Below are 26,130 nucleotides of genomic sequence, written 5' to 3'. Positions count from 1 at the left end.
TACGGGGTGATACCCCGGTATGACCCGGGCGTCGGACCTCAGTGCCGCCAGTCGCCGGCCAGGGCGGGGCCGAGCTGGTCGAAGTGGCGGCCGATCAGCGCGATCATGCCCTCCGGGCCGTCCTCCTCCTGGTCGGCGGTCCAGGAGAGGTGGGCGGCGCGCAGCACGCCGCCGAAGACGGCGGCGATCACGGCGGGCCGCAGGTCCCGGGCGAGGTCGAGGCCCTCGCGCTCGGCGATCACCCGGGCGACCACGCGCTCCTGCTCGGTGACCCGGCGCAGGTGGGCGGCGAGCAGGGTGGGGGTGTCCTCGATCATCCGGATCAGCTCCAGCGCGCTGGTCACCGATCCGGGGCCGGTCCGGTCCGGGGAGCCCAGTTCGCGCCAGGACTCGACGATCGCGGCGCGCAGTGCCTGCAGCGGGTTCTCGTCGGCGGGGCGGGCCCGGAGCCGGTCGATGAAGTAGTCCTCGGCGTCGGCGAGGACGGCGAGGGCGACCTCGTCCTTGTTGGCGAAGTAGCGGAAGAAGGTGCGCTGCGAGACGTCGACGGCGGCGGCGATCTCGTCGACGGTGGTCCGGGCGAAGCCCTGGCCGAGGAAGAGCTGGTGGGCCGCCTCGATCAGTGCGTCCCGGGTGCGCTGTTTCTTGCGCTCGCGCAGTCCGGGGCCCGGCTCCCGGTCCGGGCCGCCGGGGGCCCGGCCGGCCGGGGCGGTGGCGGGGGGTGCGGGCTGAGCGGCCATGGCGGGTGCCCTCCGGACGGTGGTGCGGCTGGGGTGTCGGGGCACAACTCTAGCCGTGTGACAAATGTCAGCCGAGGTCAGAAGTCAGTGTTTGCCGAATGTCAGTCACTGACATAATCTGCCGGAGTGGCGCCCGTCGGGCCGGGGCACTCGTGGGGACGGGTGGGCCGGGGCGCCACGACCACGTTCGCCGCAGTCAGCCCCGGAGGGCCCAGATGAGCCAGTCCGTCGTCAAGAGCGCCGAGGCGGACGTACCGCCGTCGGCCGCGCCGCCCGTCGGGAGGGGCCTCAAGGGGCACCCCTGGCTGACCCTCCTCACCGTCGCCGTCGGCGTGATGATGGTCGCCCTGGACGGCACGATCGTCGCGATCGCCAACCCGGTGATCCAGGCCGACCTCAAGGCCGCGCCCTCCGAGATCCAGTGGGTGACCAGCGGCTACCTGCTCGCCCTCGCGGTCTTCCTGATCACCGCCGGAAAGATCGGCGACCGGTTCGGCCACAAGAACACCTTCCTGGTCGGCGCGGTCGGCTTCGCCGCCACCTCGGCGGCGATCGGCTTCGCCGGGAACATCCAGACGGTGATCGCCTTCCGCGTCCTCCAGGGCCTGTTCGGCGCGCTGCTCCAGCCGGCCGCGCTCGGCCTGCTGCGCGGGGCGTTCCCGGCCGAGAAGCTCAACATGGCGATCGGCATCTGGGGCGGGGTGATCGGCGCCTCCACCGCGGCCGGCCCGATCGTCGGCGGCCTGCTGGTCGAGCACGTCAACTGGGAGTCGGTGTTCTTCATCAACATCCCGGTCGGCCTGATCGCGCTGGCCCTCGGCCTGTGGATCCTCAAGGACGTCCGGGCCGAGAACGCCGCCAAGTCCTTCGACATCCCCGGCATCGTGCTGCTCTCGCTGGCGATGTTCGCCCTGGTCTTCGGCATCATCAAGGCCCCCGAGTGGGGCTGGGGCGACCTCTCCACGCTGCTCTTCCTGGGCGGCGCCGTCGTGCTGATGACGCTCTTCGCGTTCTGGCAGCGGGCGGCCCGGGAGCCGCTGATCCCGCTCGGGCTGTTCCGCTCGCTGCCGCTGTCGGCCGGCACCCTGCTGATGGTGCTGATGGCCTTCTCGTTCTTCGGCGCGATCTTCTTCGTCACCTTCTACCTGCAGAACGTGCACGGCATGTCGCCGGTCGAGGCCGGCGTCCACCTGCTGCCGATGACCGGCATGATGATCATCGGCTCGCCGGTGGCCGGCGTGGCCATCGGCAAGCTCGGACCGCGGATCCCGATCGTGGCCGGCATGCTGATCACCACCACCGCGATGATCGGCATGTCCACCCTGGACGCCGGTTCCGGCAACGGCGCGATGGCGCTCTGGTTCGTCCTGATGGGCCTCGGCATCAGCCCGGTCATGGTCGGCGCCACCGAGGTCATCGTCGGCAACGCCCCGATGGAGCTCTCCGGCGTGGCCGGCGGCCTCCAGCAGTCCGCGATGCAGGTCGGCGGCAGCCTCGGCACCGCCGTGCTGGGCGCGCTGATGGCCGCCAAGGTCACCGACGTGCTGCCGGGCAACTGGGCGAAGGCCGGCCTGCCGCCGGTCGACCCCGCCCAGTCCGAGGGCCTCAACCAGGCCGCCCAGCTCGGCATCGCCCCGCCCGCCCCGGCCGGCACCCCGCAGCAGGCGGTCGACGCGATGGCCGGCGCCGTCCACGACTCCTTCGTCAGCGGCATGTCGCTCGCCTTCGCGGTCGCCGCCGTGGTCGCCTTCGCGGCCGCGCTCCTGGGCCTCCTCACCCGCCGGGGCGCCACCGACGCCGGCCCCGCCGTGCACATCTGACCCGCCCCGCACGGCCCGAGCGGCCCCGGACTCGTCGGAGTCCGGGGCCGCTCACATGTGCTAGATGCGATCGGATGAACACTCTGAGTTATTGATACGTGCGGTGTTACTCTTCGCTCATGGCTGCTGAACTGACTCCCGAAACGCCCCTCGCTGTCAGACGGTCGATCTCGCTCCCGGCCGATCTGGCCGCCGAGGTGGATGCGCGTACGGGCAAGAACGGGTTCTCGTCGTACGTCGCGGCGGCGCTGGAACACAGGATCGCCATGGACAAGCTTCGCGAGATCGTGGAGGCGGACCGCCTCCACGGCGCCGTGAGTGAGGCGGATCGGGAGTGGGCGGAGGCGGCATGGCGCGACAGCGCTTGATGCGGGAGAAGGCCACGCCGCAGGGTGGGGGCACGCTGGTCCTGGATGCGCAGGGCCTGTCGCTGCATACGGACGGGGACGGACGTCTCAAGATCATGGTCGAGATGGCCGAGCTGGACTCCGCGCGGGTGGCGATCAGCGCCCTCACCCCGCTGGAGGTCCGGCGGACGGGCAAGGCCGGCGCCCGGCTGAAGTTCCTCCTTGCGCGGTACACCGTCGCCCCCGTGTCGGACCGGGTGATCGAGGCGGCGGGTGCGCTGCTCGACACCTCGGGGCTGGATGGGCACGAGTGCCTGGTCGACGCGCTGGTGGTCGCCACTGCAGCACTGTCCGAGCCTCCGGTGCGACTGGTCACCTCGGACGCCTCGCACATTCCCAAGCTGTGCCAGGCGGCCGGTCAGCTGGACGGGTTGGACGAGCCGCGCGTGATCACCGTCTGACGACGAGCGGGCCGACCCGCCCCGCGCGGCCCCGGACTCGACGGAGTCCGGGGCCGCGTGCGTGGGTGGCGGGTGGGTCAGCGGGGCTGGTCGGCCTCCGCCTGGCGCCAGGCCTCCTCGGCCTTCGCCCAGAGCTCCTCCTGGGCGGCCCAGTACTCCTCCTCGGACTGGCCCTCGGGCACCTGCGCGATGCCGGGGCCGGTGGGCGGCGGGGTGGGGGCCAGGTGGTGGCCGCCGGCGCCGGGTGCCGGGGCGGGCGGGGGGAGGACGGTCACGGGCGGCCGCGCCTCGGTCAAGGACTCCTCGGTTGACCAGTCGGTGAAGGACTCGTCGGTGTCGGGCACCCAGGCGCCGGAGTCCGTCACCGGGGGAGCCGGGGTGACTGGTACGACCGGTACGACCGGGGTGACCGGCGGGGCCGGGGGCGGGGGAGGGCTCGCCGGAGCGGCGGGGGCCGTCGGGGCGGTCTGCGCCGGGGGTGGCGGCGGGGGCGGCGGCGAGGCGTTCGGGAGGGTGGCGGGCGGCACCGCGGCCGCCGGGGCGCCGGCCAGTCCCGCGGTCAGCGGGCGGGCGGGCGGAGCGGGTTCGTCGGCCGCATCGGGCGCGGGCGGTTCCGCCGCCGGGCCCGCCGGATCCTGCGGCAGGGGCACCGGCACGGACTCGGGCGCGGGCGTCGGTGCGGGCACGGGCAGCGGCAGCAGGCCGGCCGGCGGCCGGTCCGGGGCGGGCAGGGCCACCGACGGCCGCCCGAGTTCGTCCGGGGTCGGTAAGAGCTGCCAGACCAGGCCGCCCGCCGTCAGGCCGACCAGGATCGCGAGGGGGAAGGCCCCCGTCCTCGGTGTGCGCACGGAACCGGCCCCCTCCCTCTGCCTCCCCGTGGACCCACCTTAAGCGGGACTCTCGGGAAGGTTAAGAGGGAGCCGGGGCCGGGCTCAGGCGGCGGGGCGGAGCTCCACCAGCGGGACGGTGCGGGTGGTGCGGGCCCGAAAGTCGGCGAAGAGCGGTTCGACGGCGATCTGCCGCGCCCAGAGGTCCTCGTGCTCGTCCGGGGCGACCGGCACCGCGTGCGCGGCGAAGCGGTCGGCGCCGAGTTCGACGGTGACCTCGGGGGCGGCCGCGAGGTTGCGGTACCAGAGCGGGTCGGCCGGGGCGCCGCCGTTCAGTGCGAAGACGACCACGCGCCCGGCGTCCCGCAGGTAGACCAGCGGGGTGGTGCGCGGCTCGCCGCTCTGCCGGCCGCGGGTGGTGAGCAGCAGCAGGTTCTTGCCGGCGAAGTCGCCGCCGACCGCACCGGCCGAGGCGCGGAACTCGTCGATCACCTTGCGGTTGTAGTCGTTGCCGCCGGCGGCGGGCTCGGGGTGGACGGCGTTCATCGGAGACCCTCCTGGACTGGTCCGGTTCGTCGGGACGAGCCTAGGAGCTGACACCGGTGTGAGGTTCAAGCGGATGTGACCGGAGTCACGGGGAACGACCGAGGGGCCGTCCCTCCCCGGGCGGGGAGGGACGGCCCCTCAGGACCGGTCAGGCGATCAGGCGGTCAGGCGATCAGGCCTCGCCGCCGGCGGCGCCCGGGTCGGCCGCCGCCACGTCCAGCAGCTGGTAGCGGTCGATCGCGTCCTTCAGCGCGCTGCGGTCGACCTTGCCCTGCTTGGCGAGCTCGGTGAGCACGCTCAGCACGACCGACTGCGCGTCGATGTGGAAGAAGCGACGGGCCGCGCCACGGGTGTCGGCGAAGCCGAAGCCGTCGGCACCCAGCGACTGGTACTGGCCCGGCACCCAGCGGGCGATCTGGTCCGGCACCGCGCGCATCCAGTCGGAGACGGCGACGAACGGGCCCTCGGCGCCCTGGAGCTTCTGCGTCACGTACGGGACGCGCTGCTGCTCCTCGGGGTGCAGCAGGTTGAACTCCTCGGCCTCCACCGCGTCGCGGCGCAGCTCGTTCCAGGAGGTCGCGGACCAGACGTCGGCCTTGACGTTCCACTCCTCGGCGAGGATGCGCTGGGCCTCCAGGGCCCACGGCACGGCCACGCCGGAGGCGAGGATCTGGGCCGGGATCTGGCCGGCGGTGCCGGGCGCGTACCGGTGCAGACCCTTGAGGATGCCCTCGACGTCGACGTTCTCCGGCTCGGCCGGCATCTTGATCGGCTCGTTGTAGACGGTCATGTAGTAGAACACGTCCTCGCCGTGCGGGTGCTCGGCGCTGGAGCCGTACATCCGGCGCAGACCGTCCTGCACGATGTGCGCGATCTCGAAGCCGTACGCCGGGTCGTACGAGACGACGCCGGGGTTGGTCGAGGCCAGCAGGTGCGAGTGGCCGTCGGCGTGCTGCAGACCCTCACCGGTCAGCGTGGTGCGGCCGGCGGTGGCGCCGATCACGAAGCCGCGGGCCAGCTGGTCGGCCATCTGCCAGAACTGGTCGCCGGTGCGCTGGAACCCGAACATCGAGTAGAAGACGTACACCGGGATCAGCGGCTCGCCGTGGGTGGCGTAGGCCGAACCCGCGGCGATCAGCGAGGCGGTGCAGCCGGCCTCGGAGATGCCGTCGTGCAGCATCTGACCGGTCGGGGACTCCTTGTACGCCAGCAGCAGGTCGCGGTCGACGGACTCGTAGGTCTGGCCGAGCGGGTTGTAGATCTTCGCCGACGGGAACAGCGAGTCCATGCCGAAGGTGCGGTACTCGTCGGGCGCGATCGGCACGAAGCGGTTGCCGATGCCCTTGTCCCGCATGAGGTCCTTGAGCACCCGGACGAACGCCATGGTGGTGGCGATGGTCTGGTTGCCGGACCCCTTCTTGACCGCCTTGTAGGCGTCGTCGCCCGGCAGCTCCAGCGCGCGAGGCCGCACCTTGCGGGTCGGCACGTAGCCGCCCAGCTCCTGGCGGCGGTCGTGCATGTACTGGATCTCTTCCGAGTCGCGGCCCGGGTGGTAGTAGGGCGGGTAGCCCTCTTCGAGCTGCTTGTCGGTGATCGGCAGGTGCAGCCGGTCGCGGAAGCGCTTCAGGTCCTCGACCGTCAGCTTCTTCATCTGGTGGGTGGCGTTGCGGCCCTCGAAGTTGGGGCCCAGCGTCCAGCCCTTGACGGTCTGGGCGAGGATGACCGTCGGCTGGCCCTTGTGCTCGCGGGCCGCCTTGAACGCCGCGTAGATCTTGCGGTGGTCGTGGCCGCCGCGGCCCAGGTGCTGGATCTGCTGGTCGGTCATCGACTCGACCATCTTGCGCAGCCGCAGGTCGCCGCCGAAGAAGTTGTCGCGGATGTACGCACCGGACTCGGTCGCGTAGGTCTGGAACTGGCCGTCCACCGTGGTGTTCAGCTTGTTGACCAGGACGCCGTCGCGGTCCTGCGCGAGCAGCGGGTCCCAGCTGCGGTCCCAGACCAGCTTGATCACGTTCCAGCCGGCGCCGCGGAACTGCGACTCCAGCTCCTGGATGATCTTGCCGTTGCCGCGGACCGGGCCGTCGAGGCGCTGCAGGTTGCAGTTCACCACGAAGGTCAGGTTGTCCAGGCCCTCGCGGGCGGCCAGCGACAGCTGACCGAGCGACTCGGGCTCGTCCATCTCGCCGTCGCCGAGGAAGGCGTAGACCTGCGAGTCGGAGGTGTCCTTGATGCCGCGGTGCTCCAGGTAGCGGTTCATCCGGGCCTGGTAGATCGCGCCGAGCGGGCCGAGGCCCATCGAGACGGTCGGGAACTCCCAGAAGTCCGGCATCAGCCGCGGGTGCGGGTAGCTGGAGAGGCCGTACGGGGCCTTCGACTTCTCCTGGCGGAAGGCGTCGAGCTGCTGCTCGGTGAGCCGGTCCAGCAGGAAGGCGCGCGCGTAGATGCCGGGGGAGGCGTGGCCCTGGAAGAAGATCTGGTCGCCCGACTCGCCCTCGGCGTCCTTGCCGCGGAAGAAGTAGTTGAAGCCCACGTCGTAGAGCGACGCGGAGGAGGCGAAGGTGGCGATGTGGCCACCGACGCCGATGCCCGGGCGCTGCGCCCGGGAGACCATCACCGCGGCGTTCCAGCGGGTCGCGTTGAGGATCTTGCGCTCGATCTCCTCGTTACCGGGGAAGAACGGCTCGTCCTTGGTGGCGATGGTGTTGACGTAGTCCGTGCTGCGCATCTCGGGCACGGCGACACGCTTCTCGCGGGCGCGCTCGATCAGCCGCAGCATCAGGTAGCGGGCACGCTCGCGCCCCCGCTCGTCGATGGCCGCGTCGAGCGACTCCAGCCATTCCGCGGTCTCCTCGGGATCGAAGTCCGGGACCTGACTCGGAAGGCCGCCAATGATGATCGGGTTGCGATCGGATCCGGAAGCCACGCTGTTCCTTCACTGTCGGTCGAAACTGAGGTGTGTCGCGCCGCCTCCATCGTGCTACCGCGCTCGGAGATCCGTCATCTCTACCGATCGGTAACCGCTCCCCCTGACAGAAGGAACGGTCTGGAGGTGTGCGGTTCGGACAGCATCGTCCGGGCCGCGCACCCCCGGGTGTTACGAAAAGAGGTGGTCCGACCTGGTTGCCCGCCCGTCCGATGGCGGACGGTCGGGGTGAGGGCCAACAGGAGACTCTACGCCCGCGCACGCGCGGACCCGAATGCCGTTCGCATCTCGGGCGTGCGTACGGCCTGTGGACCGGGACCTCCCGAAGCATCCTTGTCCTACGCAGAGAAGGGCAAATCGGTGTGATTCGCGACACGTCGCACGGCGTGTCCCGGTGCGACACGTCAACCTTTGGAGGGGATCGGGGGTCGGGTACTTGCGCGAACCGCCGCGCCCGTGTGGACTACGGCCACAGCCTCGGCATGGATGCCGAGCCGAATACTGGAGGTTATTCCCGTGAGCGCGACCGCGGACCCCGCGGACAAGTCCAACCCGGCAGCTCGTCTTGGCTTCGATGAGGGCCAGATCATCCAGGAGCTGGGGTACGACGAAGACACTGACCAGGATCTCCGCGAGGGCATCGAGGAGATCACCGGTACGGATCTCGTCGACGAGGACTACGACGACGTCGCCGACGCCGTCCTGCTGTGGCACCGCGACGACGACGGGGATCTCACCGACGCCCTCGTCGACGCCCTGGAATACCTGGCCGAGGGCGGCCTGATCTGGCTGCTGACCCCGAAGACCGGTCGGGACGGCCACATCGAGGCCTCGGACATCGCCGACGCGGCACGGACCGCAGGCCTTTCCCAGACCAGCTCGATCGCGGTCGCCAAGGACTGGGCGGCGACCCGCCTGGCGACCAAGTCCACGGCCAGGCCGGCCAAGCGCTGAGCATCCCCTGACGGGCCGGACCGGGCCCCGCTGGAGCATCCTCCAGCGGGGCCCGGTCGTTTCGCGTCCCGGTTCGGCTGCTCCGACCAGCGGTCGTTCGCCCAGGGCGAAAGCGGTGGTCCCGGACGGCGCAGCCCTCACCCGTACGGCCGAACCGGCCCCGACGAAATGCAAGGATGGCGCTCGTCGCGCCCCGCAGCGCGGCCCCGTCGCGTCAGAAAGGTCCCACCATGGCCATCGAGATCGGCACCGAGGCTCCGGACTTCGAGCTGAAGAACCAGCACGGCGAGCTGGTCAAGCTCTCCGACTTCCGGGGCGAGAAGAACGTCGTCCTGGTGTTCTACCCGTTCGCCTTCACCGGCGTCTGCACGGGCGAGGTCTGCGCGATCCAGAAGGAGCTGCCGCGCCTGCAGAACGACGAGGTGCAGGTCCTCGGCCTCTCCAACGACTCGCCGTTCAGCCAGCGGATCTTCGCCGACCAGGAGGGCCTGGACTTCCCGCTGCTCTCCGACTTCTGGCCGCACGGCGAGGTCTCCCGGGCGTACGGCGTCTTCGACGAGGAGAAGGGCTGCGCCGTCCGGGGCACCTTCGTGATCGACAAGGCCGGCGTCGTCCGCTGGAGCGTCGTGAACGGCCTGCCGGACGCCCGCGACGAGCAGGAGTACCTGAAGGTCCTCGGCGCGCTCTGAGCCCCTCCGGACGCCGCCGCCGGGGCGTCCCGGCCGGATCCTGCCGGGAACCCGCAGGTCGCGCGGCATCCGGAGGTACGCCCGGGACCCGGTTCGGCGGCCACGTCGGACCGGTTCGCCCGCGCGGACGGGAACCCGGCACTACGATCGGTCCGTTGGCAGGTCAGAGGCCCGGTGGCGGCTCGTCGCCGGAGCCTTGAACCGCACCACGGGGGCACCAGGGCGTGCCTCCCGATTCTTGGAGGACAAGTGGGTGTCAGCCTGAGCAAGGGCGGCAATGTCTCGCTCACCAAGGAGGCCCCGGGCCTGACCGCCGTGATCGTCGGCCTTGGCTGGGACGTCCGCACCACCACCGGCACGGATTTCGACCTGGACGCCAGCGCACTGCTCTGCAACGACCAGGGCAGGGTCGGCTCGGACGGCAACTTCGTCTTCTTCAACAACCTCAAGAGCCCCGACGGCTCGGTCGAGCACACCGGGGACAACCTCACCGGTGAGGGCGAGGGCGACGACGAGCAGATCAAGGTCAACCTGGCCACCGTGCCGGCCGACGTCGAGAAGATCGTCTTCCCGGTGTCGATCTACGACGCCGAGAACCGGACGCAGAACTTCGGCCAGGTCCGCAACGCCTTCATCCGCGTGGTCAACCAGGCGGACAACAAGGAGCTGGCCCGGTACGACCTCTCCGAGGACGCCTCCACCGAGACGGCGATGGTCTTCGGCGAGCTGTACCGCAACGGCGCCGAGTGGAAGTTCCGCGCGATCGGCCAGGGGTACGCCTCCGGCCTGCGCGGCATCGCCCAGGACTTCGGCGTCAACGTCTGAGTCGGCGGGCGGGGGCCGGTGACGGCCCCTACGGGAAGTGACGGCCGGGGCGGCCGCGGGCGCAGGACGCCGGCGGCCGCCCCGGCCGTTGTGCGTCCGTTCGCCGTCCGTTCGCTGTCCGTTCGCCGTCCGGTTCGTCCCCCGACGCCGCCCGGGCCTCCCGGCGGTGCCGCCGGCGCCGGGCGGACTGCTTCGTGCGCCCCGGCTTCGAACCGGCCCGTCGCACTGGAAGGATGGGAGTTCAGGAAAGTTCAGCCGGCCGGAAGGGGCCGGCCGGGGTCGCGGGGGAATAGACCTGAGATGCGCCCCGGGAGGCAAGGGAGGAACGACAGTCATGAGTGTCACGCTCGCCAAGGGTGGGAATGTCTCGCTCACGAAGGCCGCGCCGAATCTGACGCAGGTGCAGATCGGTCTCGGCTGGGACGCCCGGTCGACGACCGGTGCGCCGTTCGACCTCGACGCGAGCGCGCTGCTCTGCTCGGTCGGCCGGGTCCTCGGCGACGAGTACTTCGTCTTCTACAACAACCTCAAGAGCCCCGAAGGCTCGGTCGAGCACACCGGTGACAACCTCACCGGCGACGGCGACGGCGACGACGAGGTCGTGCTGGTCAACCTGGACCTCGTGCCGCCGCAGGTCGACAAGGTGGTCTTCCCGGTGTCGATCTACGACGCCGAGACGCGCCTGCAGAACTTCGGCCAGGTGCGCAACGCCTACATCCGGGTGGTCAACTCCCTGGACGGGCAGGAGATCGCCCGGTACGACCTCTCCGAGGACGCGTCCAGTGAGACCGCGATGATCTTCGGCGAGCTGTACCGGTACGCCGGCGAGTGGAAGTTCCGCGCAGTGGGCCAGGGCTACGCCTCGGGCCTGCGGGGCATTGCCCTCGATTTCGGCGTAAACGTACAGTAAAGGCCGCGATCGTCGTGTTCGACGCATTCGCCGTGTCGGACGTACCCGACGTACCCGACGTCCTCGACGCCATGAACCCGAAAGGTAACCAAGTCCCGTGTTCCTCCGCACATTCGGCTGGTCATTCGCGATCACCATCGCAGGGCTGATCGCCGCCGGCCTGCTCTGGGGAGCCGAGGGATTCGGCATCGTGCTGATCCTCTCCATCCTGGAGATCTCCCTCTCGTTCGACAACGCGGTGGTCAACGCCACGGTGTTGAAGCGGATGAACCCGTACTGGCAGAAGATCTTCCTCACCATCGGCGTGCTGATCGCCGTCTTCGGTATGCGGCTGATCTTCCCGCTGCTGGTCGTCGGCCTCACCGCGCACCTCAACCCGGCGACGGTCATCGACCTCGCCCTGAACAGCGACAAGACGTACGAGGGCTCCACGTACGCCCAGTACCTGGAGGCGGCCAACCCGGCCATCGCGGCCTTCGGTGGCATCTTCCTGCTGATGATCTTCCTCGACTTCATCTTCGAGGAGAAGGACTACAACTGGCTGGCCTGGATCGAGCGCCCGCTGGAGAAGGTCGGCAAGCTGGAGGCCTTCTCCACCGTCGTCGCCCTGGTCACCCTGCTGCTGGCGTCCAACTTCTTCGCCGGGGACCACGCCGAGACGGTGCTGCTCGCCGGAGTGCTCGGCCTCGTCACCTACCTCTCCGTCAACGGGCTCTCCTCGGTCTTCGAGTCGGGCCTGGAGGAGGAGGCCGAGAAGGAGGAGGCCGCCGAGAAGAGCGGCAAGTCCATCGTCCAGGTGGGCGGCAAGGCCGCGTTCTTCCTGTTCATGTACCTGGAGGTGCTCGACGCGTCGTTCTCCTTCGACGGCGTGGTCAGCGCGTTCGCCATCTCCAGCGACATCTTCCAGATCACCCTGGGCCTCGGCATCGGCGCGATGTACATCCGCTCGCTGACCGTCTTCCTGGTCCGCAAGGGCACCCTGGACGACTACGTCTACCTGGAGCACGGCGCGCACTACGCGATCGGCGCGCTGGCCGTGATCCTGATGGTCGGCATCGAGTACCACATCCCGGAGATCGTCACCGGCCTGATCGGCGTCGCCTTCATCGGCCTCGCCCTGGGGTCGTCGGTCCTGCGCAACCGTCGCGTCGCCGCCGCGGGCGGCGACGGGGACGGCGAGAAGGAACTGGTGAGCACGGGCAAGTAGCCCGTCGGCAGGACCGCGGTCCTCGAAACGCGGTCCTCGAAACGCGGTCCTCGAAACCGGAACGGCCGCCCCCTCGGAGTGGGGGCGGCCGTTCCGGCGTTTCGGTGCATCCGTGGCCCGGTTCCGGTTCCGGTTCCGGTTCCGGAACCGGTGTGGGGGTGTCCCGGCGGGCTCAGCCGAGCTGCTGCTCGATGGCGCGCAGCTTGCGCTCCAGCGAGTCCAGCTTCGGCATCGAGAGGGTGTCGTCGTCCGCCGTCAGGTCGATGGTCGAGCTGCGGTAGGAGGACGAGGACGAGGACGACAGCGACGACAGCGAGGCGGAGGACGACGTCGAGGTCGAGGCCGAGGATCCGACGGCGGCGCGGGGCCGGCGGCCGGCGTCCAGGGTGCCCAGCGAGGCGGGCTCCAGCGCGGAGGAGGTGGCGGAGGAGAGAGCGTCAGCCTCGGCGGCTAGGGCAGGCTCCGTAGCGGTCGGGCCGTCTCCGGCGGAGGCGAGGGCGGGCACCTGGCGGCCGCCGCGGCCGCGGGAGAGCATCCCGCCCTGGCGGGAGATGGCCTTCAGCTCGGCGCGCTCGCGACGGTCGGCGCTCCGGGCGCGCACCTTGGCGTCCAGCTTCGCCTGACGCTCCTCGCGCACCTCCTCGACCGCCTCGTCCAGGCTGCGGACGTTCTCCAGCAGCATCAGCGACCAGGCGGCGTAGGTCTCGCGGGGCGCACGCAGCCACCGGACGATCCGGATCTGCGGCAGCGGGCGCGGCACCAGGCCCTGCTCGCGCAGCGCGGCCTTGCGGGTCTGCTTCAGCGCGCGGTCGAAGAGGATCGCCGCCGAGATCGACATGCCGGAGAAGAACTCCGGGGCGCCGTCGTGCGAGATGCCGCGCGGGGCGTGCACCCAGTTGAACCAGGCCGAGGCGATCGCGAACACCCAGACCAGCAGGCGCGAGCCGAGCGCCGCGTCACCGTGGCTGGCCTCGCGCACGGCGAGCACCGAGCAGAACATCGCGGCGCCGTCCAGACCGAACGGGACCAGGTACTCCCAGCCGTTCGACAGGCCGAGGTTCTCCTTGCCGAAACCGACCAGGCCGTGGAAGGAGAGCGCGGCCGCGACGCCGGCGCAGCAGAACAGCAGGACGTAGGAGGAGATCCCGTAGATCATCTCCTTGCGCCGGCGGCGCTCCTCGCTGCGCTCCCAGGAGTCGCCCGAGTCCTGCTTCTTGGTGTTGTTCTTGAAGCGCAGCGTCGCCACCAGGATGGCGGTGAACAGCAGGGCTGCGCCGCCGATGACGGTCCAGACCAGCTGTATGGAGGTCAGGTTCATTGCGGGTCGGGCCTCGGGTTTCCGCAGGGGACAGGTCACAGTGCGACACAGGCGGTCAGGGCCCGTCCCCGGGACCGGGCCTGACGGTGCGTCGTTGTCGACGGGCGTCCGCCTTGCCCGGACAGGGGCGGGCGGGACACCTGTGCGGCTAGACGATATCGCGTCCGAAGTGGCCGCATGGTACGGGAGGGGAGCTTCGCCCCGCCAATCGACCCGCCGGTGGCCGCGGGATGGCCGCCTCCTGGCCGTCCGATGGTATTCCGGTGGTGGTGCGGGGCGCCGGAGGGCGGCCGGCCGGTGTCCGGTAAGCGGCGGTGGGTAGGGAGTTCGGGTACCCGGTGGCGGGCTGATGCCCGATCATGGAGCGGCGGACCGCCAGATCGACTGGCGGGGCTGGGGGAGGACGGCATGGCCTCGATTTGGGAGTACCTGCGCGGGGAGCGGAACAGTCTCGACACGGGCGGGCAGTACAAGGTCACCCTCACCAAGTCCTCGCCGCACCACGCGATCACCGGTGCGGCGGCCACCACCGGCTACCTCTACGTCAACCTGCACTGGACCACCCGGATAGGAGCCCCGCGGGCGTCCGGCCGGGACGCCCTCCGGCGCCTGTTCAACCCGCGCATCCTCAGGCCGATGGAGCCGGACTCCGCGCAGAACGCCCAGGTCAACGTGGACCTCGACCTGGCCTGCATGTACGAAATGGCCGACGGCAGCCGAGGCGTGGTGCAGCCGCTGGGCGGCTACTTCGGGGACCTCCAGCACGCGCCGTTCGTGAAGCTCAGCGGCGACGACCAGTACGGGGCCCCGTCCGGCGAGACGATGTACGTCAACCTGGAGAAGAAGGACCAGTTCAAGCGACTGCTGATCTTCGTGTACATCTACGACGGCACGCCGGCGTTCGAGCAGGCCAACGCGGTGGTGACGATCGTGCCGCAGTCCGGGCCGCGGATCGAGATCAAGCTGGAGGAACGGGCCCCGGCGGCACGTTCCTGCGCGGTGGTGCTGATCGAGAACACCGGGGACAACATGCTGACGGTCCGCCGCGAGGTGCGGTACGTCAACGGCTTCCAGGCCGACATCGACCGGCTGTACGGCTTCGGGATGCAGTGGCAGCGCGGGTACAAGGGGGCGTCGGGGTCCGACTGAGCCCCGCCGGGCCGAGGGAGGGCTCGCGGCGGGGCCGAGGGCGGACCGGGCGTGGGTCCGGCCGCGCCGCGACGGGAATGCCGCGGCCCGGCCGGGCCGGCGCGGCCGTCAGCGCGGCTGGAACTGCGGGCCCTGCGGCGGCAGCGCGAACTCCTCGGCGGCGGCCTGAGGCTGCGCGGGCTGCTGCGCCTGCTGCTGGGCCGGCTGCTGCTGGGACTGGGGAGCGGCGCTGTTGGGCTGCGGGTAGCCGTAGCCGCCCTGCTCCGGCGCCTGCTGCTGCGCCGGGGGCTGGGACTGCTGCGGGTAGCCGTACCCGGAGGCGGGCGCGGGCTGGTGCGGGTAGGGCTGCTGCTGCGGATAGCCGTACCCGGGGCGCTGGGCCGGCGGCGGGTAGCCGTACCCGCCGGGCTGCTGGGGCCGGCCCTGGGGCTGCTGCGGGTAGCCGTACCCGCCCTGCTGCTGCGCCGGGGGCGCCGTCGGGGCGGGCGGCGCGGTCGGCGGAACCGTGGGCGGTGCGGTGGGCGGCGGGGGCGTGTTGGCCGGGACCCCGGCGGTCGCCGGGGCGGCGGAGGCGGCCGGGGCCGCGGTGGGCGGCTGCGGGACGGCGGGAGCCAGCGTGAACGTGCCCGGTTCGGGGCGCGGGGCCGGCCGGGGGTCGGGCAGTGCGGCGCGCGGGTCGGCGGCGGGTGCGGACGGGGACGGCTGGGCGGCGGCCTGCGGGGCGGCCGGGGCCTGCGCGTCGCCCTCGTCCTCGACGGTGATGCCGAAGTCGGTGGCCAGGCCGATGAGCCCGGTGGCGTAGCCCTGGCCGACGGCGCGGAACTTCCACGCCCCGGCCCGCCGGTACAGCTCGCCCGCGACCAGCGCGGTGACCTCGTCGGCGTCGGCCATGCCGAACTCGGCGATGGCGGGTGTGCCCTCGCCGGCCGCGGCGTCGAAGAGCAGCAGGCGCAGCCCGCTCACGGCGCGGAACGAGCCGCCCTCGGAGGAGCCGGCCAGCACCACCCGGTCGACCCCGGCGGGAAGCTTGCCGAGCTCGACCTCGACGGTGTCCGCGATCTCGGCGCCGCCCGAGGTCTGCTGCTTGGGCAGGTGGCGGACCACGCCGGACGGGTGGCGCGGCTGGTTGTAGAAGACGAAGTCGGCGTCCGAACGGACCTTGCCGTCGGTGCCGAGCAGCAGTGCGGAGGCGTCCACGTCCGGCGCACCGGGCGTGGCGCTCCAGCGCAGCACGGCGCGGACCGCCGCCACCGGCAGTGCGATGTTGGCGCCCTTGGCCATCACGTGCGTCATAGCCGACCATCCTGCCCGTTCGCCACCCCTTCGGACAACGTGACCGGAGGTGGCGGAACGGTGGGACTTTGCCAACGCTTGCGCTTTGTGAAGCGGAAGGTAACCTTCCGAGAATTCGATGTTTCGGAACCCCGTTCGACCTGGCGAGGTCCGTACGATGAGCGGTGGGGTGGCCCGAGGGTCCGGTCAAGGGGGATCGGACCGGCGCCCGCCCGGGAACCATCGCGGCAGCCGGGTCTGTTCAACCGGGTGTCGTCGCCGTTCCGCCCATCGCTCCCGAGTCCCGCTCCGCGTTCCGTTCTCGCATCCGCCGGACCGGCGGCCGAACCCTGAGGAGAGCACCTTGCGCCACTTCGGCCACCTCGCGGACGACGTACGCGACCGGCTCTTTCTCGAACCTCCGGGGGTTTTCACCCCGGACGGTGACGCGGCCGTCCTGGCCACCGCGCTCGGCGCCACGCTCTACAGTCCGGCGACCCGGCCGACCCTGCGGACCGACATCCGCAAGCAGGCCGCGCAGGGCGTCGTCTCGATGGTCCTCTGCCTGGAGGACGCGATCGCCGACCACGAGGTGCCCGCCGCCGAGGCCAATCTCGTGGCCCGGCTCGGGGAGCTCTTCGGCGAGGTGTCCGGCGGGGCGACCGAAGTCGGTCCGAGCCGTGAAGCCTCCACGGATTGCACACATGATCTGCCCCTCCTCTTCATCAGGGTGCGGACCCCCGCCCAGATCACCGACCTCGCCGACCGGCTCGGACCGGCGGTCGGCCTGCTCACCGGCTTCGTCCTCCCGAAGTTCACCGACGAGACCGGCGGCGCCTTCCTGGAGGCGCTCGCCGCCGCCGAGGCGGCCACCGGCCGGCGGCTGTTCGCCATGCCCGTCCTGGAGTCGCCCGAACTCGCCCACCTGGAGACCCGCCGGGAGCAGCTGTTCGGCATAGCCCGGCTGCTCGACAAGTACCGCGAGCGCATCCTCGCCGTCCGGCTCGGCGTCACCGACCTCTGCTCCGCGTACGGCCTGCGCCGCTCGCCCGACCTCACCGCGTACGACGTCGCCCTGGTCGCCGGCGTGATCGGCGACGTGGTCAACGTGCTCGGCCGGGCCGACGGCACCGGGTTCACCGTCACCGGGCCGGTCTGGGAGTACTTCCCGGTCCAGGAGCGGATGTTCAAGCCGCAGCTGCGCCGCACCCCGTTCGCCGAGGCCGAACCGTCGGGGGAGGCCGTGCGGCAGCGGATCATCGAGCACGACCTCGACGGGCTGATCCGCGAGATCGAGCTCGACCGCGCCAACGGCCTGCTCGGCAAGACCTGCATCCACCCCAGCCACGTGCCCGCCGTGCACGCCCTCTCGGTGGTCACGCACGAGGAGTACAGCGATGCCCGGGACATCCTCGACCAGGAGCGCGGCGGTGGCGGTGTGATGCGCTCGGCGTACACCAACAAGATGAACGAGGCCAAGCCCCACCGGGCCTGGGCGGAGCGGGTGTTGCTGCGCGCCGAGGTGTTCGGGGTGGCCCGGGAGGACGTCAGCTTCGCGGAGCTGCTCTCGGCCTGCCTCTGCCGCTGAGGGGCGTCCGGCGGCGGCGTTCCGGTCGGTCGGTTCGTCGCTTCGTCGCTTCGTCGGTTCGTCGGTTCGGCCCCGGACCGGGGCGGTCCGGCTCGACCTCGGCCCGATGGCCCGCCGTCCGACGGCGCCGTCCAGAAGACCTTCCCAGATGTGAACCGCACCACCGAAAGCAGGACCCGTAGTGACAGGACGTCTCGTGGCAGCACCGCAGGAGTGGACCGGCCGATGGGTCGCCGAACGGGCAGGCATCGGCCTGACCGGCTCCGAGCGGCTCCCCGAACTGGTCGGCCTCGCCCTGCGGGAGAACCGCAAGCGGGCCCACCTGCTGGTCTCCAGCGTGCTCGGCAAGCACGTCCCGCAGCTTCCCGCCGTGGTGCACGGCGCCGGCCTCGACCTCGGCCGCCGGGTGCGCGAGCTGCTCGGCGACGAGGCCGCCGCCCGCGCCGTCGTGCTCGGCTACGCCGAGACCGCCACCGGCCTCGGCCACAGCGTCGCCGACGGCCTGGACGCCCCGTACCTGCACTCCACCCGCCGCCCGGTGCCCGGCGTCGAGCCGGTCGGCGGCTTCGAGGAGGAGCACTCGCACGCGACCTCCCACCTGCTGCTGCCCACCGACCCCCGGCTGCTCGCCGGGGACGGGCCACTGGTGCTGGTGGACGACGAGTTCTCCACCGGTACCACCGTGCTCAACACCGTGCGCGCGCTCCACGCCCGCCACCCCCGGGACCACTACGTGGTGGTCGCCCTGGTCGACCTGCGCGGCGCCGCCGACCGCCGCCGGCTCGCCGACGTCGCCGCCGAGCTCGGTGCCCGGCTGGACCTGGTGGCCCTGGCCGACGGTGGCGTCGAGCTCCCCGAGGACATCCTGGCCCGGGCCGAGCGGCTGATCGCCGAGGCCGGTCCGGCGCCCGAACCGCCGCCCGCCCCCGCCGCGCCGCTGGTCCGCGCCGAGCTGGCCTGGCCGGCCGGCCTGCCCGAGGGCGGCCGGCACGGCTTCACCCGCGAGCACCGGGCCCGGCTCGACGCCGCGCTCCCGGCGCTGGCCGGGCAGCTGGCCGACGCCGTGCGCGGTGTCGGGGACGGCGTTGACGGCGGGGGCGTCGGGGACAGCCGGGGCGGCGTGGACGGCGGGGCGGCCGGAGCGGCCGACGGCGGGCGCGTGCTGGTACTGGGCTTCGAGGAGCTGATGTACGCGCCGCTGCGGCTCGCCGCAGCCCTCGCCGACCGGCTCCCCGGCGGCGCCGAGCGGGTCCACTACTCCACGACCACCCGCTCGCCCGTCCTCGCCGTCGACGACCCCGGGTACGCCATCCGCACCCGGCTGGCCTTCCCCGCCCACGACGAACCCGCCGACGACTCCCCGCGCGAGCGGTACGCGTACAACGTCGCCCCCGGCGTGGACCCGTCCCGCCGATTCGCCACCGTCGTCCTGGTGGTCGACGACGTCGCGGACACCCCCGCGCTGCACGAGGGCGAGCGGGCCCTGCTCGGCCAGCTGCGGCGGGTCACCGACCGGGTGGTGCTCGCCGTCCTGCCGTCGCACCGGCCCGCCGCCGCGCCGTCGGGCGCCGCACCCGCCGCCGAGTCGCCCGCCGCCGAGTCGTCCGCCGCCGAGTCGTCCGCCGACCCGTCCGCCGCCGACCCGGCGTCCCGGCTGCCGAGCCCGCTGTACGGCCCGGAGTTCTCCTCCTACCGCGCCGACGAGGTGGCCTGGCTGCTCAAGGACCTCTCCGGCGTCGCCCTGGAGGCGCCCACCGAGGAGCGCGAGGAGGCCGTGCAGAGCGGCGGCGCCCACTACGCGGAGTCGCTGCCGGTCGAGTACCAGCCGAGCCCCGAGTACCAGGAGCTGTTCCACCAGGCGCTGCGGGTCTCCGCCCGGCGGATCGCGCTCGCCGTCGGAACCGTCGCCGAGACCCTGCTGGCCGAACGCGGCCGAGGCCTCGTGCTCGCCTCACTGGCCCGCGCCGGAACGCCGGTCGGCGTCCTGATCCGCCGCTGGCTGGCCGCCGGGCACGGCGTCGACGCCCCGCACTACGCCGTCTCGATCGTCCGCGGCCGCGGCATCGACCCGGTCGCCCTGCGCTACCTGGCCGCCCACCACCAGGCCTCCGACGTGGTCTTCGTCGACGGCTGGACCGGAAAGGGCGCGATCACCCGCGAGCTCGACGAGGCCCTCGCCGGAACCGGCTTCGACCCCGGGCTGGCCGTCCTCGCCGACCCCGGCCGCTGCGTGCGCACCTTCGGCACCCGGGACGACTTCCTGATCCCCTCCGCCTGCCTCAACTCGACCGTCTCCGGCCTGGTCTCGCGCACCGTGCTGCGCGCCGACCTGATCGGCCCGGACGACTTCCACGGCGCCAAGCACTACACCGACTTGGCCGGCGCCGACGTCTCCGAGGCCTTCCTGGACACCGTCGCCGACCACTTCGACGCCGTCCGGGCCGAGGCCGTCGCGGCCGCCGGCCGGTTCCTCGACACCGACCGGGCGGCGGACCGCACGCCCGACTGGGCCGGCTGGGCCGCCGTCGAACGGATCAGCGCCGAGTACGGCATCGACAACATCAACCTGGTCAAGCCCGGCGTCGGCGAGACCACCCGGGTCATGCTGCGCCGCGTCCCCTGGCGGGTGCTGGCCCGTCGCGGTACCGGCGCCGACCTCGACCACGTGCGCCTGCTCGCCGCCCAGCGCGGCGTCCCCGTCGAGGAGGTCGACGACCTGCCGTACTCGTGCGTCGGCCTGATCCACCCCCGCTACAGCCGGGGAGCGACCGGCGCCTCCGGCACGGCTGTCCTGGTGAAGGAGTCCTGAACCCGATGAGCAGCCCCCGTGGCCCGCTGCCCCGCGACTTCCTGGTCGCGAGCGACCTCGACCGCACCCTGATCTACTCCAACCGTGCCCTCGCCCTGGACGTGCCCGACCGGCTCGCGCCGCGCCTGCTCTCCGTCGAGGTGCACGACGGCAAGGCGCTCTCGTTCATGACCGAGCAGGCCGCCGGGCTGCTCGTCGAACTGGCCCGCGAGGCCCTGCTCGTCCCCGCCACCACCCGCACCCGGGCGCAGTACGAGCGGGTCAACCTGCCCGGCCCGACGCCCGGTTGGGTGCCGGCGTACGCGATCTGCAGCAACGGCGGACGGCTGCTCGTCGACGGCGTGCCGGACGAGGACTGGCAGGCCGAGATGGCCGGCCGGCTGGCCGCCGGGGCGGCGCCGCTGACCGAGGTGGTCGAGCACCTGGCGCTCTGCGCCGACCCGGAGTGGACGCACAAGCGCCGGGTCGCCGACGAGCTCTTCGCCTACCTGGTGGTCGAGCGGGCCGAGCTGCCGGCCGGCTGGCTGGACGAGCTCACCGGCTGGTGCGCCGAACGCGGCTGGAACGTGTCGCTCCAGGGCCGCAAGGTGTACGCGGTGCCGGGGCCGCTGAGCAAGAGCGCCGCCCTCGCCGAGGTCCGGCGCCGGGTCGGCGGTCGCGCCGCGGCCGGGGATGCCGCGGGCGGCGTCGACCCCGGGCCCACCGTGCTCGCCGCCGGCGACTCCCTGCTCGACGCGGACCTGCTGCTCGCCGCCGACGCCGGCTGGCGCCCCGGGCACGGCGAACTGGCCGACAGCGGCTGGACGGCCCCCGGCGTCACCGCCCTCGACGAGGTCGGGGTGGCCGCCGGCGAGGAGATCGTCCGGCAGTTCCTCGCCCGCGTCCGGGGCGAGGCGGACGACCTCCTGCCGGCCGCCGTCCGCTGAGTCCCGCCCGGTCGGCCGGCCGGCACCTGCCGCGCACCGGCCGACCGGGAACGCGCTAGCCGCAGCACCGGCCGACCGGGAACGCGCTAGCCGCAGCACCCGCCGCCGCAGCAGCCGCCCCCGCCGCCGGGGGCCTGCTGCGGCGCGCCGGACCCGCCGGCGGCGCCCGTGACGGCTACGGCGGAGAGCAGCTTGACGGTGTCCTCGTGGCCCTGGGGGCAGACCGCCGGATCGTTGGCCTGCGCCATCGTGCGGCGGAGCTCGAAAGTGGCGCCGCAGGAGCGGCAGCGGAAGTCATAGCGTGGCATACCACGCAGCGTAGCCGGGCGCCGCTCCCGACGGCCCGCGCTTCCCCGCTTCCGCCGGCCCGGCCCCGCTTCCCCTCTGCTACCGGTGCCCGCTGCCCAGGTCGCCGCGGATCAGCTCCACCACGTTCGCCGCCGTCTCCCGCACCGCGGCCAACTCGGTCAGGAAGTGCCAGTAGTCCGGGTGCCGCCCGGCCTCCTCCAGCTCCGCCGCCGCCCGGTCAAGCCGCGCCACCGCGGCGTCCAGCGGAGCGGCGTGCCGCGGGTCCGGCGCCTGCCGCCCGGCCATCGCGAGGCGCTGCGCGTCCCGCAGCGCGAACCTGGTCCGCTCGATCTCCCGGCTCGGGTCGTGCTGGACCTCGTTCAGCTGCCGCAACCGCTCGTTCACCGCGACCACCGAGCCGTCCGCCGTCTCCAGCAGCGCCCGCACCGTGCCCAGCGCGCCCGTGGCGTCCGGCCACCGCTGCTCGTCACGCGCCCGCGCCGCCTCGGCCAGCTTCTCCTCGGCCGCCCGCCGGGTCTCCACCACCTGGTCCGGCACCCGCTGCAGGTCCTGCCAGCACGCGAGGGTGAACCGCCGGCGCAGCTCGCTCAGCGCGGGCTCCACCGTCTCGGCCTTGGTCTCCAGCGCCTGGATCCTGGTCCGCAGACTGGCCACCCGGCGGTCGATCTCCCGGGCCCGCTCCGGCAACTGCTCCGCGTCCGCCACGATCGCGTCCGCGCGCTCCTTCACCCGCTCGGCGCGCTGCAGGGTCGCCGCCACCCCGTGCCGTCCCGCGCCCTCGTTCAGCCGCCCCAGCTCCGGCGCCAGCTCGGCCAGCCGCGCCGCCAGGTCGTCCGCCCGCAGCCCGGCGCCGCGCACCGCGTCCAGCGCGTTGGTCGCCGCCAGCAGCGCATGCTTCGCCTGCTCCACCGCCGGGGCCACCCGCATCAGCTGCGACTCGGCCCGGTCCAGCGAGGGCTGCAGCTTCCGCAGGAAGTCGTTCAGCTCCGCCAGCGCCGAGCCGAGCTGCCCCTTCACGTCGTCCAACTGGTGCTTGGCCCGCGCCGCCACGCCGGACTCCAGCTCCTCCGCGTCCAGGTCGTGCGCGTCCAGGGCCGCCAGGTAGTTGACGGTCACCTGGTCCACCCGGCCGGAGATCGCCTCGAAGTCCGCCACCGCCCGCCGGGTCGTCGCGCTGTCCCCGACCGCGCGCACCGTCTCCACCGCCAGCCGGACCTCGCGCTGGGCCGAGTCCACCTCGTAGAACGCCTGCTGCGCCGCATCCCGCGCCGCCCGGGCGTCCGCCCGCATGCCGTCACCGCTGCGCCGCCCCCACCAGCCCCCGCCCGCCCCGAACGACGCGGCCCCCGCCGCCCCCAGCACACCCGCGACCACCAGCGGCAGCACCAGAGCCTCGGCCATCACACCCCCGGGCCACCGCCGCCCCCGCCCGCCTCCGCCGGCCACCCTCACTGTGCGCTCCCTGCTCCGACAGCTGATCCACCGCCCATTGTTCCCGATCACCCCGCCCCACCGGCACCCCACCCGTCCCACCCACCGACCACGTGCACCACACCGCCCCGCAGACCAGGTACCCTAGGCACTCGTCGTGCGCCCTCCACAGGCCCACGACCAGGGGCGCGTAGCTCAGTGGTAGAGCGCTGCTCTTACAAAGCAGATGTCGGCGGTTCGAAACCGTCCGCGCCCACCAGCAGAAATGGCCCGCAGCAATCATGCTGCGGGCCATTTGACTGCACCGACTGACGGCAACTGCTGATGTCAGGCCGTCGGCCGCCTCCGCTTCAGCAGGCGGTCCATGTGTCCCAGCGCCTCCCGCCGGGTGTCCTCCGAGACGTGGGTGTAGACGTTCATCGGCACGGCGATTTGCGAGTATCCCAGGATCTCCATTCAGTCGTCTCACGGTCTCGGAGCGAGCTTGCCCACTTGACCAACTGACCATGGCGCCGGCCGGCAGGGATGCCGGTCGGCGCCATGGTCAACGAGCGCTAGGTTCTGTGACTAGTACGACTCATCCTCGGCACTGTCCGGGTCATCGCTATCGATGAAGCCGGCCTGGGCGTCGGGCTCGTTCTTCACGAGAGTGGCGTACACCTGGAGTGCGGCATCCCGCGCCTTCGTCCACTCGTCGTGGGTGCCGAAGGGGTGCGGCGGCGGCGAGACGGTGGACATGCTGAGCTCGTTGGCGGCATCCATGGCGATCTCAAGGGCGACCGTGAGACGGTCCCGGTTTTCGCGGTCGCGGTCCTCAGGGCTGTCGGTGCTCCGGTTGCGGCGGCTCTCCTGCTGCTTGAGGAACCCGGCCATCACCTTGCTGGGGCTGGCGATCTCGAAGAGCCGGTGTTCGGTCAGCCGCGTCGCCTGGCGGGTCTCGACGGTCGACCCCGTGATGACGACGCTGCCGTCCTCCTTGATGTCGGGGATGTTGTACTCGTGGGTGGGCCGTTCAGGGTCCCACCCTGACCACGCGGTGGCGAGCATGCGCAGGCCGTGGGGGTGGCTGGCCAAGTCGCTGAGGATCACCGGCGGGGTGCCGCGGTAGGGGGTGGTGCCCTCGTAGAACTTGGACTCGCGGTCGCGGGTGAGGTAGCCGTCCATGATCAGGGCGTAGCCGCCGCCGATCATCAGCGTGGTCCGGGCCGCGGCGTCACCGGTGAGCGCCATCTCCAGCAGCTCGGTGGGTGCCTTGTAGATCGGCGTCCAGGCGGCGGCGGTCACGGTTTCGATGAGGTAGCCACCGTCCCCGAAGGCGTTGCGGGCGGTCTGCAGGGAGGCGGGCTTGTGGGTGCCCTTCTCCTTGCGGCTCTTGGACTTGCGGATGTCCCGGTCGACGATGACGCCGAGCATGAAGCTGAACTGCTTGGTCGTCACGGCACGGCGGGCCATGATGTTGCGGACCTCGGCCTTGGCCGCGCGGAACGCGGCACCGCTGGCGAGGCGGTGGGTGGTGTAGATCGCGCGCCAGATGGGGGAGGCGTCGGGGCAGCCGATCAGGTCGGGGAGCTCGGCGAGCGGTGTGACCCCGGTGATGATGTCGCCCTGGATCCGCGTCAGCACGCCGCGGGCGACGAGCCCGTCGATGACCTGGTTGGCGATGTTGTGCCACATCGCGTCCTGAGTCCAGGGGTTCTTCTCGAGGTGCTCGCCGGCGACGAGGTTCTCCACCATCGTGACGAAGGAGAAGGTGCCCTCCGGGGCGAGCGGGTTCGCGGTCGTGGTCTGCGTGGTCACTGGCCGGCCTCCGGGGTGTTGCCGTTGTGGGCGCCGACGACCAGGCGGACGGGTACGGTCGTGGCCTGGCCGACGCGGACGACCTGGTCGGTCAGCCCACGCTGGTAGGCGGTGTTGTAGGTGACGACCTCATCCCGCACCGCGCGGCGCAGGCTGTTGGGGTCGCGCAGGAGGTCCTCGACCACGGCGTCGCCGGTGCCCTCGTTACTCCGGGCGGTGCGGGTCTTCGCGGCGGAGGAGAGCCGGGAGATGCCGTCCACGACGACGGGCAGGACGCGGGAGGGCGAGCCGTCGGTGAAGGTGACCCGGACCAGGATGACCAGGAGCGGCTCGGACACACCGCGCTGCATGATCGAGTCCGAGTAGTCGGACTTCGGAGTGTTCAGCGTGCTGACCACCGTCTCGCGGACCAGCTCGGCGAGCTCCTTCGGGGAGGAGAACACGCACTGGGCCTGGGCGAGCGGGTGACCGTTCCCGTCGTGCTCGTCCAGCAGACGGGGCGCCGGCACCGACAGGGACAGGGCGGCGATACGCGGCTGGTACAGCGGGAACAGCATCCGGGCCCAGGCCCGGCATTCGATCACGTCCAGCGCGCCACCCGGAACAGCCACCTCGCTGAGCAGCGAGACGCCGTTGGGCTGCGTGGTGACCAGCAGGGCGGCCCGCTCGGGCTCGACCTGCAGGGCCGCGGCGGCCTTGCGGGCGTCTTCGTCGAGGTTGGTACGCGGGTTCTTCTCCAGCCGCACAGCGACCTTCCGCAGCGCGGCGGTGGCCGGCATCTCCGGCAGCGGCGGCGGCCGGCGGGTGATGCTGAGAGCCTCGAGGTCGTGATCCGCCTGGGAGGGAAGCTCGATACGGGGCTGGAGGTTGTGCGGCTCACGGAAGAGCGGGATGTGCTCGGTCACTGGGTTTGCCCATCGTGACGCTGCTGCGCAGCCGAGTGCTGCGACAGCTTCAGCGGTGCGACGCCCGAAGGCGAGAAGTGTCGTCCGCCCACGGAGGGAACTACCGCCAACTGACGGTGTGTACTCCGTGGCGCCTGCCACGTCGTGCAGCAGTACGAACATTCACCGTCCGGATTGCCGGTCGGGTCGCAGTGCCCCAGCGGGGCCATCCGGATTTGGGGGTCCAGGTGTCGTACGCCGTGCCGACGCGGATCGACGCAGGAAGAGGATGACCCGCGACCAGACGGCGAGTCAAGTCATCCCGGTCAGCGGCCAGTCGGGGTGCGGAGTGCCACTGTCGGCTGCTGGACTCCGCTGACGGCAGATCTGACGGCAAC

At 72.1% G+C, this 26,130-nt stretch carries 22 protein-coding genes, 1 tRNA gene and 1 pseudogene; 13 read left to right on the top strand and 11 right to left on the bottom strand.

Features of this window, described 5'->3' with window-relative positions; genetic code table 11:
• Nucleotides 1-38 precede the first annotated feature (38 nt).
• Nucleotides 39-740: a TetR family transcriptional regulator gene (locus AC067J_RS02825; RefSeq protein WP_478296160.1), complete on the bottom strand. Its 702-nt coding sequence runs from the start codon at nt 738-740 to the stop codon at nt 39-41.
• A 215-nt stretch (nt 741-955) separates the two neighbouring features.
• On the opposite strand from AC067J_RS02825, the gene AC067J_RS02820 reads away from it, so the two are divergent.
• The 3 genes from AC067J_RS02820 (at nt 956) to AC067J_RS02810 (ending at nt 3,368) form a co-directional block, all read left to right on the top strand.
• Nucleotides 956-2,560: an MFS transporter gene (locus AC067J_RS02820; RefSeq protein WP_478296159.1), complete on the top strand. Its 1,605-nt coding sequence runs from the start codon at nt 956-958 to the stop codon at nt 2,558-2,560.
• A 119-nt stretch (nt 2,561-2,679) separates the two neighbouring features.
• Nucleotides 2,680-2,928, top strand: a complete 249-nt coding sequence (locus tag AC067J_RS02815) for a hypothetical protein (RefSeq protein WP_478296158.1) — start codon at nt 2,680-2,682, stop codon at nt 2,926-2,928.
• The gene (locus AC067J_RS02810; protein ID WP_478296157.1) at nt 2,910-3,368 is read left to right on the top strand and encodes a hypothetical protein; all 459 of its coding nucleotides are present in this window, start codon (nt 2,910-2,912) and stop codon (nt 3,366-3,368) included. The genes AC067J_RS02815 and AC067J_RS02810 overlap by 19 nt, the downstream gene beginning before the upstream one ends.
• 77 nt (nt 3,369-3,445) lie before the next feature.
• Here the strand turns inward: AC067J_RS02810 and AC067J_RS02805 are convergent, their stop codons facing one another.
• The 3 genes from AC067J_RS02805 to aceE all read right to left on the bottom strand — a co-directional run bounded on the left by AC067J_RS02805 (nt 3,446) and on the right by aceE (nt 7,664).
• Nucleotides 3,446-4,216: a hypothetical protein gene (locus AC067J_RS02805; RefSeq protein ID WP_478296156.1), complete on the bottom strand. Its 771-nt coding sequence runs from the start codon at nt 4,214-4,216 to the stop codon at nt 3,446-3,448.
• 84 nt (nt 4,217-4,300) lie between these two features.
• Entirely contained in the window at nt 4,301-4,741 is a 441-nt protein-coding gene (locus AC067J_RS02800; RefSeq protein WP_478296155.1) for a nitroreductase/quinone reductase family protein, read from the bottom strand.
• A gap of 172 nt (nt 4,742-4,913) precedes the next feature.
• A complete protein-coding gene (gene aceE, locus AC067J_RS02795) occupies nt 4,914-7,664 on the bottom strand; it encodes a pyruvate dehydrogenase (acetyl-transferring), homodimeric type (RefSeq protein ID WP_478296154.1) in 2,751 nt (916 codons plus the stop codon).
• A 516-nt stretch (nt 7,665-8,180) separates the two neighbouring features.
• On the opposite strand from aceE, the gene AC067J_RS02790 reads away from it, so the two are divergent.
• The 5 genes from AC067J_RS02790 to AC067J_RS02770 all read left to right on the top strand — a co-directional run bounded on the left by AC067J_RS02790 (nt 8,181) and on the right by AC067J_RS02770 (nt 12,249).
• Nucleotides 8,181-8,618 carry a DUF3052 domain-containing protein gene (locus AC067J_RS02790; RefSeq protein ID WP_478296153.1) on the top strand — a complete coding sequence of 146 codons (438 nt, stop codon included), beginning with the start codon at nt 8,181-8,183 and terminating at the stop codon, nt 8,616-8,618.
• Between the two features lie 230 nt (nt 8,619-8,848).
• The gene (locus tag AC067J_RS02785; RefSeq protein WP_478296152.1) at nt 8,849-9,307 is read left to right on the top strand and encodes a peroxiredoxin; all 459 of its coding nucleotides are present in this window, start codon (nt 8,849-8,851) and stop codon (nt 9,305-9,307) included.
• A 249-nt stretch (nt 9,308-9,556) separates the two neighbouring features.
• Nucleotides 9,557-10,132: a TerD family protein gene (locus AC067J_RS02780; RefSeq protein WP_478296151.1), complete on the top strand. Its 576-nt coding sequence runs from the start codon at nt 9,557-9,559 to the stop codon at nt 10,130-10,132.
• Between the two features lie 334 nt (nt 10,133-10,466).
• Nucleotides 10,467-11,042, top strand: a complete 576-nt coding sequence (locus tag AC067J_RS02775; protein WP_478296150.1) for a TerD family protein — start codon at nt 10,467-10,469, stop codon at nt 11,040-11,042.
• A 97-nt stretch (nt 11,043-11,139) separates the two neighbouring features.
• Nucleotides 11,140-12,249, top strand: coding sequence for a DUF475 domain-containing protein (locus AC067J_RS02770; RefSeq protein WP_478296149.1), 1,110 nt, complete (start codon nt 11,140-11,142; stop codon nt 12,247-12,249).
• Nucleotides 12,250-12,421: 172 nt separating this feature from the next.
• On the opposite strand, the gene AC067J_RS02765 is transcribed toward AC067J_RS02770, so the two are convergent.
• The gene (locus AC067J_RS02765) at nt 12,422-13,567 is read right to left on the bottom strand and encodes a DUF2637 domain-containing protein (RefSeq protein ID WP_478296148.1); all 1,146 of its coding nucleotides are present in this window, start codon (nt 13,565-13,567) and stop codon (nt 12,422-12,424) included.
• A 408-nt stretch (nt 13,568-13,975) separates the two neighbouring features.
• On the opposite strand from AC067J_RS02765, the gene AC067J_RS02760 reads away from it, so the two are divergent.
• The gene (locus tag AC067J_RS02760; RefSeq protein WP_478296147.1) at nt 13,976-14,716 is read left to right on the top strand and encodes a Tellurium resistance; all 741 of its coding nucleotides are present in this window, start codon (nt 13,976-13,978) and stop codon (nt 14,714-14,716) included.
• Nucleotides 14,717-14,824: 108 nt separating this feature from the next.
• Here AC067J_RS02760 and AC067J_RS02755 read toward each other — a convergent pair whose 3' ends face one another.
• Nucleotides 14,825-16,009: a TerD family protein gene (locus AC067J_RS02755; protein WP_478296146.1), complete on the bottom strand. Its 1,185-nt coding sequence runs from the start codon at nt 16,007-16,009 to the stop codon at nt 14,825-14,827.
• Between the two features lie 343 nt (nt 16,010-16,352).
• On the opposite strand from AC067J_RS02755, the gene AC067J_RS02750 reads away from it, so the two are divergent.
• The 3 genes from AC067J_RS02750 (at nt 16,353) to AC067J_RS02740 (ending at nt 21,311) form a co-directional block, all read left to right on the top strand.
• Entirely contained in the window at nt 16,353-17,576 is a 1,224-nt protein-coding gene (locus tag AC067J_RS02750) for an HpcH/HpaI aldolase/citrate lyase family protein (RefSeq protein WP_478296145.1), read from the top strand.
• A gap of 196 nt (nt 17,577-17,772) precedes the next feature.
• Nucleotides 17,773-20,385, top strand: coding sequence for a phosphoribosyltransferase domain-containing protein (locus tag AC067J_RS02745; protein ID WP_478296144.1), 2,613 nt, complete (start codon nt 17,773-17,775; stop codon nt 20,383-20,385).
• A gap of 5 nt (nt 20,386-20,390) precedes the next feature.
• Nucleotides 20,391-21,311, top strand: coding sequence for an HAD family hydrolase (locus AC067J_RS02740; RefSeq protein ID WP_478296143.1), 921 nt, complete (start codon nt 20,391-20,393; stop codon nt 21,309-21,311).
• An 86-nt stretch (nt 21,312-21,397) separates the two neighbouring features.
• Here the strand turns inward: AC067J_RS02740 and AC067J_RS02735 are convergent, their stop codons facing one another.
• On the bottom strand, nt 21,398-21,619 hold the full coding sequence (locus AC067J_RS02735; RefSeq protein ID WP_478296142.1) for an FmdB family zinc ribbon protein: 222 nt from the start codon (nt 21,617-21,619) through the stop codon (nt 21,398-21,400).
• A gap of 79 nt (nt 21,620-21,698) precedes the next feature.
• Complete coding sequence (locus tag AC067J_RS02730; protein ID WP_478296141.1) at nt 21,699-23,021, bottom strand: hypothetical protein; 1,323 nt, start codon at nt 23,019-23,021, stop codon at nt 21,699-21,701.
• 214 nt (nt 23,022-23,235) lie between these two features.
• On the opposite strand from AC067J_RS02730, the gene AC067J_RS02725 reads away from it, so the two are divergent.
• Nucleotides 23,236-23,310: transfer RNA gene (locus tag AC067J_RS02725), tRNA-Val, on the top strand.
• 68 nt (nt 23,311-23,378) lie between these two features.
• Here the strand turns inward: AC067J_RS02725 and AC067J_RS02720 are convergent.
• From AC067J_RS02720 to AC067J_RS02710, 3 genes and pseudogenes are all read right to left on the bottom strand, one after another.
• Nucleotides 23,379-23,507: pseudogene (locus tag AC067J_RS02720) on the bottom strand (site-specific integrase); the annotation flags it as partial.
• Between the two features lie 111 nt (nt 23,508-23,618).
• On the bottom strand, nt 23,619-24,848 hold the full coding sequence (locus AC067J_RS02715; RefSeq protein WP_478296140.1) for a hypothetical protein: 1,230 nt from the start codon (nt 24,846-24,848) through the stop codon (nt 23,619-23,621).
• A complete protein-coding gene (locus AC067J_RS02710) occupies nt 24,845-25,753 on the bottom strand; it encodes a hypothetical protein (protein ID WP_478296139.1) in 909 nt (302 codons plus the stop codon). Before AC067J_RS02710 ends, AC067J_RS02715 begins: the two co-directional genes overlap by 4 nt.
• Between the last annotated feature and the right edge of the window lie 377 nt (nt 25,754-26,130).

The sequence above is a fragment of the Kitasatospora sp. NPDC042419 genome, assembly GCF_056437345.1.
Note: the sequence above shows the minus strand (reverse complement) of the source record. Positions and strands in the feature narration are given on the sequence as shown.